Genomic DNA, 8,423 nt, shown 5'->3' on the forward strand with positions numbered 1-8,423 from the left:
TCACCGACCGCCATATGGTAGAGCTTCTCCGACACCAGCTCATAGGCATCAGACCATTCCGCGTCACTGAATCCCAACGCCTGCTGGGCAAGGCCGTAAAAATTGAGGTAGGCATAACTGGCGTCCACTTGCCATCCCTCGGCCTCGGCGACCGAACGCAGAGTTCCTATCTGAATGGACGGACGCCTCACGTTGTTCCACGGCATGGAAACAAGCGTCACGAGCATGGCAGCACCTCCAGCCATCTCACCAGGAAATCCTCAGGTCGTAGGCGTTGCGGAGGAACGGGAGATCCGGCACGTTCGCGGCGGACGGGAGACCGTACTGGGGAATGAGGGCATGCCACTCCTCCAGGGCCGTGAGGAGCTGCGCCCGCGCCAGCGCCGCTCCGAGGCACTGGTGGGGTCCTGTGCCGAACGCGATGTGCGGGTTCCGCTCCCGGTCGAAGTCCACTCGCCCCGGCTCCGGGAAGACATCAGGATCGTGGTTGGCGAGGGACAGCGGAAGAAGCACCGTCTGTCCGCGGCCGGCCACGTCGCCCGCACCGTCGCGCGCCGCCATCCGGCCCGGATACATGCACGAATTCACCCGGAGAAACTCTTCCACCGCCGCCGGACGGGTATCCGGGGAGGTCAGGAAGCGCTGACGGTGTTCTTCATGGGCCGCGAGGAACTGGATCGCGTTGGACAGGTGGTTCACCGTCGAGTCCACCCCGGCCAGGAAGAGCACGCTCAGCAGCGATACCCGGTCGTCATCCGTGATGGGGGCGCCTTCGATCTCCCAGGAGAACGTCGCGGTGGTGAGGTCGTCGGCGGGCTCGGCACGCCTGCGCTCGACATGCTCCCGGGCGTATTTCTCCACTGCCGGAATACCCGTTTCCTCGTATGCCGCTTCGCGAGGGTTGGGTGCGTACCGTGAGTCGATCATCGCGCGGTTGATCGTCACGAGCCGGTCGAGACCGTCGATGGGCCAGCCCACCGCGGACATCAAGTTCTCCACCACGTAGGGCCGGGCGAAATCCTCGTTGAACGAGACCTCGCCCTGCTCGAAGAATTCCTTGATCCTGCGCCGTGCGTTGGCACGGATCTGCGGGGTCAGTTCGCGTACCCGCTGGGGTGTGAACCACGAGCCGAGCTTGCGGCGCCATTCCGTATGCTGGCGCCCCTCGATGGTCAGCGGGATCCAGCGGTCCTCTTCGGCGCCCTCGGCCGCGCTGACCCGTCCGACGGTGAATTCTTCCTCGTTCCTGAAGGCCTGGCATACGCCGTCGTAGCTGGTGAGAACCCAGAAGCCATCCCCGTGACTGCTGTAGAAAGCACCCTCGTGCGCGTGCTCCTCAGCAGCTCTCCGATACTCTGCCGGAGCGCTGAAGAAATTGAAGTTCACGGATTCGGGCTCTTTCTTCCCCTTCGCCGCGGGGCAGCCTTCAGCCTGCATGGGACGTTACCTCTTTCTTCTGGGTTCGATTCACCGGAGGGGGATTGAGGTCGCCCCGACTCCAGACGGAGGGATCGAGCCCCGCTTCCTTGAGCCGCAGGCTCCAGAGGTGGTCGAGGTCCGTGCTGTCGAGGAAGACACCGTCGATCAGCACTCCGTCGGGCCGGGCGAGACGAGTGGCGTCACCGTCGGGGGACTCGCGGAAGAAGACCAGGTCCGCTTGACCCGTGCCCGTCTCGTTTCCCCAGCCCATGACCTCATGGGAGTGCGTGGTCGCGGCCCTGAGGATCACGTCGAAACCGAACCCTGCCCGGGAGAGCTCCGCCATCTCCTTGTGGTACGAGGGCCCCGCGAGGACAAAAGGATTCCCACAGTCGGTTCCGACGAGCAGCCGGGCTCCCTGGTCCACGAGGTCGCGGGCGACCAGGCCGAGCTGGTCGATCATCGCGCTGCGCCACTCCACTTCGGCACGGTCGAGTCCGAGGGCACTACGGACCGCGGCGTGCCAGGCCCACCTCCTGCTCGGGGCCGCTGTCTGGAGAGCCGTTCTGGACGGCTGAGTGAAGCGGACTTCCCCGGTCCGGGCCCGCCACGCGGTGAGCGTGGGGCAGATGAAATGGCCCGCCACGTTCGCGGTGAGCGCGCGCCGGTCGCTCCGGTGGCGCTCCAGCGCGTCGGCGAGCGAGATCCAGCGGTCGGAGGGCGGCAGACGGAACACGTTCGGCACGATCCCGTAGAGATGCTCGGACGACCGCATGGCCTGGTGAGCCTCACTGAGCGGAACCGCTTCCGGTACGTGCCCCACGACGGGTACTCCCGCGCGTTCCGCCTCCCGGACCAGCAGGTCGAACGCGGAGCGCTCCAGATCGTCGTAGATCTTTATGCCGTCGAACCCGTAAGCGAGCACATCCTCCACCACGTTCCGGGCCGCCCGTACCCCGTCCACGAGGGTGACCGCGTGAGGGATACGGGAGTTCGGGCCGTCCACCAGACCGGCCGTCACCCAGGCCCGGGGCAGGACGGCGTTGCGGGCCCGGCGTACACCGACGCTGTACAGGTGTGCCGGTTCCCCCCACATCTGGCGGTATGCGGTCACCCCGTGGACCAGGAGCCCGACAAGGTCGGAGGCCGATGACACATGTGCATGGGCGTCCACGAACCCCGGGACGGCATACCAGTACGGGCGCGCGCTCCGGTCATCGACCGGGGGCACCGGACTCCATCCGGAGATCCGCCCGTCGACCACACTCAGATCACGGGGCGCGGTGACCTTGCCGGTCTGCACGTCGATCAGCCCGACAGAACGGAAGGTGTGGGTCCGCTTCCGGCCCGCCAGTTCCACGAGAGCGGAGACCAGCGGGTCACCCTCGGGCAGCAGCCCCCTGCGATGCCGCCAGAGGGTGTCCTCGATGGGAAGGGTCATCAGGACGTTTTCCTTCCGTCCGCCACGTCCCCGGACGGCATGCCGAGCAGTTCTGCTACCTGACGGCCGGTGTCCCCCAGCTGAGCGGCGGCCTGTACACGGGTGGGGCTCTCGACGAGCCAGAGGCGGGCGCCGAGCCGCTTCTCACTCGCACGGAACGTCTCCATATCGGTGTCGCTCACCGAGGTGATCAGCACCAGGTCCTGGTCCGGATGGCCGCGCTCGGCCTGATGGTGGGACCCGTGCAGAAGACCACGCGTCGCCGCCGCGAGTTCGCCGCGGTCGACCCGGTCACAGGCGTCGACCATCCACGGCGGCGCGCCGGCCCGGGTGAAGTGGTCGCGGAGATACGCCTGTCCGCCCGGTCCTTCGATGGCCGCGGCTTCCTCTTCCACGGCGCCAGGGGGTATGTCGACCCGTTCTCCGTGCGCGCAGAAGGAGAACACCCGTGTCACCCGGGTGTCCGCCGAGGCGGCGTGGAGGGCAAGGCGCCCCCCGAAGTAGGTACCGACCATGCTGTACCGCTTCTGGCCGAACCGGTCGAGAACAGCCCGTAGGTCATCGACGTAGCGGGCCATGCCATGGCCCTCCGGGCTGCCGACGTGCGGGCTGTCACCACGGCCCCGCAGATCGGGGGCGATGACCCGGGCTCCGGGCAGTCCGTCGAGAAAGCCCGACTCCCACCAGACGCGGTGGTCCATGGCGATGCCGTGCACGAGGACGACCGTCTCCCCAGGGCCGGGCCTGTGGACACCGCGCACCACGGTGCCGTCCCGGGAGACGACTTCGAAGCGTTCCACTCCTGCACGCCTGTCAGAGTCCCGCATCCTGCCCCCTCAGTTCGACCGCACGGCCCAGCTCGTCCCGCATGCCATCCCGTACGGCCAGCACCAGCCCGCGCCTGCCCTCAAGATGGATCCAGCCGCGCTCCGCCCATGCGCGCACGGTGCCACGAACGTCTTCTTCCGGAGTTCCGGCGATCTCACTCGCCCGACTGACGGACTGCTCCAGTCGCCCCCCGTGGACGAGGGAACGGAAGAGATGGTCGTCGACGCCCTTCAGTACATGCCTGCCTGATCCCACATGAGGCCGGTAGTCGTGGACGATGGTGACTTCCGGTCCGTAGCGGAAGGAGAAGCGGGACTGCTCGTGCAGCTTCTTCCACAGGCCTACGCGCGCGCCCAAGCGCCGCCGCAGGGACAGCATCGTGGCGGCATCGGTCTCCCGGCCGGTCTCTTCGTGCTCGAACGAGTAGGCGAGCGCCGTCCGGTCGGCCTTCTGGCCGGCATGGATGAACCGGTATTTCCGCTCCGGCCCGATGAGTTCGATGCCGAACTCGTCCGGCTTCTCGAAGTAGGGGCTGTAACGATCGACACGGACCTTGCTCACCGTCGACGGAGGCGCCAGATGTGTGATGAAGGGGACCAGCCGGAGCTGCTCCTCCAGCATCTCGGAGGACTCGTAGGGCATCGCGGAGAGCAGGTTCCACTGGGCGTCGATGCCCAGCTCCTGACAGAGGATGAGAAAGCGCAGATTGTGCAGTGCGGTCGCGCCCTTGCGCAGCAGTTTCAGGGCGCCGGAGCTGAGGCTTTCGATGCCCGGCTGCACCATGAGGACGCCCGCCGCCCGCATCTCTCCGAGTTCCCTGGAGCCCAGATTCGCCTTGACCTCGAAGAACGTGGTGATGTCGACCTCTGCGTCGGCGAGGGCTGCCAGGCCGTTGTCCTTCTTGGCCAGAATCGTGTCCACGGCGTATGTACTGAATACGCCGTGCTGCTCGGTCAGTTGCCGCAGAGTCTCCGTGAGCTGTCCGCCAGGCTTGCTTCGGTAGACCATGCCGCTGCCGTTCTCGCCACAGAACGTGCACTGCATCTTCTCGCCCCACCAGCAGCCCCGGGACATCTGGAACGGCATTGCCACGTGCGGCGTGATCAGGTCGCTCCACGGAAGGGAGTTCAATCGCTCGAAGTACTCCTCGTACCGGGGCACGGGGGCGGACTCCGCGGGCTGGACCGTGGGCAGCGAGGCGCGCAGCGCACCCTCGTGCCGCAGGACGATCCCGGGTGCGTTGGCCAGGTCCGCCACATCCGTCGCGGTGGAGATCGCTGTGACTGCGCCCTCGCCCTCGCCCTGCACCACCGCGTCCACATAGGGGTAGGCCTCCATGACGGCTCGGCCCATGGGCCGGTCGCAGTTGGCCCCACCGAGAAGGACGAGCCGATCAGGCGCCAGGTCCTTGATGGCACGGGCGATGGCCAGGGCGGGGACCAGCTGACTGAACGATGTGGTGAAGCCGAAGCATTCGGCTCCAGTGGCGAGGAGTCGCTCGGCGAACTCAGCGGTGAACCGGGGGGCTATCCCGCGAAGCGAGAGAATGCAGTCCGTCAGGGTCTCGGCGACCCCCTGTTCCCGGAGAAACGCCGCGTACTCCGCTTGTGCGGAGGTCTCGTCCACTCCTTCGGCAGCCGCAAGCGCACTGCCGAAGATCCAATCACCGACCCCCATCCCGTACAGTTCCTCGCCGATCGTGTCGTACACGGTGATGAACTGTTGCGGGTCGTACGCGAGCGAATTGATGGCGAACTCGAACCAGTCGAGGTAACCGTATACCGGGGTGATGGGATCCCCGCGTCCGTCGGAAGCCAGCGCCGCCAGGGTGGCGATCTGGATCGACGGCCGGTAGAGGCTGTTCCAGGGGGGCGCCACAAGGGCGAGTTTCACTTGCGCTCACTCCTCCGGGGCAGCAGGAGCTCTCCCAGCCGCCCGGTGGGCAGGACGGGGTAGCCGGCGCGGGCCTTGTCCAGCATTTCCAGGCCCGGGGCGACGACATCGACGACTGTGACGGAACCGGGCCTGGTCAGGACGCGGTAATGGATGTCCACCCCCAGGCCGTCCAGCCGACCGATGAGGTGTCGGAGCAGTTCCTCGGGCGAGGCGGTGGCGGGCAGTCCGTCGTGGGCGCTGAACTGCACGCGCTCGTGGGGAAGGGCGTGGATGTCGAAACGTGCCGCGGCACGGTGGCGGGGGTAGCGCGCCAGGGCTGTGAGGATCTGGTTCGCCTCGCGCTCCGCGTCGATGGGGCCGTGCTCGAAGATGGTGCACACCTGGAGGTACTCCAGGAGCGCCCGTTGCAGCGCGTACGTCTGCACCGGTGATGCACCGCTGCCGATCAGCCGGATGTCCTCGTGGCTGTCGGCGTTGCAGGCCACGTAGGCAGGCACTCCCGTATCGCAGGCGATCGAGATGATGAGGACCGGAGCTCCTCGCACTTCCTCGACATCGGCGACCAGCTTCCTCAGATCGGCGGGAAGGGAGTCGTGGTCGACGACGCGTATGCCGGAGCGGCCTTTGTCCAGGCCGAAGTACCAGCCGGCGAGCTGGTACGACCAGGCATCGCGCTCGATCAGCTCGTTGATCGCGTGAACGAGCGCCTCGTGCAGCGTGGCCCCTGCGGCGTAACCGACACTGGAGGTGTAGTGCCAGAGCGTCTTGAAGGCCCCGTCGTCGTCGGGGTGCGGCCAGTTGCGGTACCCGCCGTCACGGAGGAAGATCGGCTGCCGGTGCGGCGCCTGCTCGTTCGCCGGCTCGCCCAGCGCCTCTGCTACCGGCCGATAGGGGCGGGTGAGGATCTGGCTCTCCGGCAGGGCGCCGCCGAGGCGCTGCAGCAGCGCGGAGTGCCGCGCCGTCGGCTGCTGGGCGATGTCGCGTCCGGAGAGGAACCTGACGTCGGACGCCCCCGGGTCGCGTCGCCAGTCGAGGTGGTAGTGCTCCGCGCTCTCGAAGAGCGCGCTCGCCATGCTGCGGTATCCCAGGCCCTTGCCGGAGCTGCGTGAGCAGAGCGTGCCGTCGCTGTCCTTCAACTGCACTTCGTAGGTGGGCGTCGCGTCGATTCCGTGCTTCCAGATTTCAGCGGTCAACTTCTCGGAGCCGAGCCATTCCGAGACAGCGCCGAGGGCTTTGGCGATGGGTGTCTCACGCTCCGGCGGGACATCCTCCGTGAGTGCTCCGCTGAGAAGGGCTGTGGACAGCAGGTCCTGTCCGACGTGACCAGTCAAGGGTCTTCCTCACTTCTCCCGTGTCGAATACGGGTATGCCTGCGCGGACAAGTCCCAGGAGCGGCTGGGGATCCGACACCACGTGCGCGTAGTGGATCCGAGTCCTTTCCATTCCTGGACCAGAGATGTCAACTGCTCCGGAGTCGGCCCACACCGATATTCCCCTGCTCTCCAGCTCTTGCAGGGGGGAGGGGAGCGGCTCGTTGTGGTGGGGCAGGTCATCGGCCTGCAAGTCGAATTCCAGAGCGGCGCAACGCCTCAGCAGCGGCCATCGCTCGAACCGTCGCATGAAGTAGCGCTCGGCTGACTCGGCAGTGGTGTTCTCTCGCCAGAGCGTCTCGGCCTGAGCGAGTTCCAGTAGGGCCCGGTCGGCCGCCTCGGTCTGTGTGGAACCCGATCCGATGCCGGTGGCGGGCATCAGCCGGCCGGCGCTCCTCGACACGGCGAGGACAGTGGGCGTCCGGGCGACATAGCCGATGGGCAGGGTCAGTGGCGTGGAGGAGCCGTCGTCCACCTGGCCACTCCGAGCCGCATCGCCATCCTCCGGCACATGCCCTGGCGGACGGGTCAGGCAGCGATAGAGAAAGGCGCTGTAGTTCAGCAACTCCGCCAACTCGAAGAGCGCGTTTCGCAGGGCCGCTTCGGGAGACGGCGAGGCAGCCCAGCCCACCGTGCATGACAGGCGGGCTGCCTGCGCCGTCAGGGTCGACGACCTCAGTTCCAGGCCGGCCACCCATGGTGATGACCAGAACAGTGGTACCTGCCGGGGCCGGTCTGCCGTCAGCGGCTCGTAGGCACGCAGCAGGCACCCTTCGGGTGCTCCGCGTACCCCGCCAGACCAGTGCCGGGAGTCCGTGCCCCGACAGGTGTGTGTCGTCGGCGGACGGGCGACAAGGGAGAAAGGCGTGCAGGCCATGAGGCGTTCCACGGCCTCGGACAGAGCCTTCTTGCGCGCGACGGCCTCCGTGGTCGCGGTGCCGTAGCCTTCGGCCGATACCGCACCCGAGGCGGGCTCCACGGTGCACCGGACCGTCACTGTTCGCTCTGACCGGTACGAATGGTAGGCGATTTCACGCATTGCGCAGCCAGCCACTGATCTCTCGATCAACGCCCCTACTCCCCTGTTCCTGTCTCGCCTGCTTCACGCCTGGTGTTGCTGAGAACCAGGCGTTACCTGGCGGAGTCGGTGTCCTCGGACCACGCGCCCCACGACTCGAGTTCTGCCATCTCGAGTGCGCTCAGTTCGGCGTTGTTGGGGTCGTCGTTGAGGAAGTCCGCCGTCATGCAGTCGAATACAACTGCAGGGCCCATGACAGGATCCTTTCGTGGCTATTCGCTCTGTCTTCTGCTTTTCTTCCTACTGCTTTTCCGTGCCGATGTTCAGTACTGGAACAGGCCCCCTTTCCCCCCGGTTGGTGAGGGTGAGTGGTACGGGGTTGCGGGTGCGCCGGGGTGTGCCCTTGGGGGGTGGGGTGCGGTAGGCCGAGGGGTGTTCGCGTACCGCGAGT

The 8,423-nt window shown here is 66.9% G+C and carries 7 protein-coding genes and 1 pseudogene; all 8 read right to left on the reverse strand.

Going from position 1 to position 8,423, the window contains the following annotated elements:
* Window positions 1-227: pseudogene (locus ABZY11_RS40635) on the reverse strand (RiPP maturation radical SAM protein 1); the annotation flags it as partial.
* Window positions 228-246: 19 nt separating this feature from the next.
* The gene (locus ABZY11_RS40640; RefSeq protein ID WP_356483987.1) at window positions 247-1,386 is read right to left on the reverse strand and encodes a cytochrome P450; all 1,140 of its coding nucleotides are present in this window, start codon (window positions 1,384-1,386) and stop codon (window positions 247-249) included.
* A gap of 40 nt (window positions 1,387-1,426) precedes the next feature.
* Window positions 1,427-2,860: an amidohydrolase gene (locus ABZY11_RS40645; protein ID WP_356483988.1), complete on the reverse strand. Its 1,434-nt coding sequence runs from the start codon at window positions 2,858-2,860 to the stop codon at window positions 1,427-1,429.
* Window positions 2,860-3,660: an alpha/beta hydrolase family protein gene (locus ABZY11_RS40650; protein WP_356483989.1), complete on the reverse strand. Its 801-nt coding sequence runs from the start codon at window positions 3,658-3,660 to the stop codon at window positions 2,860-2,862. Before ABZY11_RS40650 ends, ABZY11_RS40645 begins: the two co-directional genes overlap by 1 nt.
* Window positions 3,661-3,673: 13 nt before the next feature.
* Window positions 3,674-5,581: a RiPP maturation radical SAM C-methyltransferase gene (locus ABZY11_RS40655; RefSeq protein WP_356483990.1), complete on the reverse strand. Its 1,908-nt coding sequence runs from the start codon at window positions 5,579-5,581 to the stop codon at window positions 3,674-3,676.
* On the reverse strand, window positions 5,578-6,915 hold the full coding sequence (locus ABZY11_RS40660) for a YcaO-like family protein (protein WP_356483991.1): 1,338 nt from the start codon (window positions 6,913-6,915) through the stop codon (window positions 5,578-5,580). The genes ABZY11_RS40655 and ABZY11_RS40660 overlap by 4 nt, the downstream gene beginning before the upstream one ends.
* Entirely contained in the window at window positions 6,833-7,993 is a 1,161-nt protein-coding gene (locus ABZY11_RS40665; RefSeq protein ID WP_356483992.1) for a YcaO-like family protein, read from the reverse strand. Before ABZY11_RS40665 ends, ABZY11_RS40660 begins: the two co-directional genes overlap by 83 nt.
* Window positions 7,994-8,085: 92 nt before the next feature.
* Window positions 8,086-8,226: a bottromycin family RiPP peptide gene (gene botA / locus ABZY11_RS40670; protein ID WP_356483993.1), complete on the reverse strand. Its 141-nt coding sequence runs from the start codon at window positions 8,224-8,226 to the stop codon at window positions 8,086-8,088.
* Window positions 8,227-8,423 lie beyond the last annotated feature (197 nt).

The sequence above is a fragment of the Streptomyces sp. NPDC006510 genome (genome assembly GCF_040611955.1).
Classification (GTDB): Bacteria; Actinomycetota; Actinomycetes; order Streptomycetales; family Streptomycetaceae; genus Streptomyces.

What these genes read in the sequence shown, in the direction of transcription:
- ABZY11_RS40645 (WP_356483988.1), bottom strand. Translation starts at nt 2,860, where the DNA reads ATGACCCTTCCCATCGAGGACACCCTCTGGCGGCATCGCAGGGGGCTG.
- ABZY11_RS40665 (WP_356483992.1), bottom strand. Translation starts at nt 7,993, where the DNA reads ATGCGTGAAATCGCCTACCATTCGTACCGGTCAGAGCGAACAGTGACG.
- botA (WP_356483993.1), bottom strand. Translation starts at nt 8,226, where the DNA reads ATGGGCCCTGCAGTTGTATTCGACTGCATGACGGCGGACTTCCTCAAC.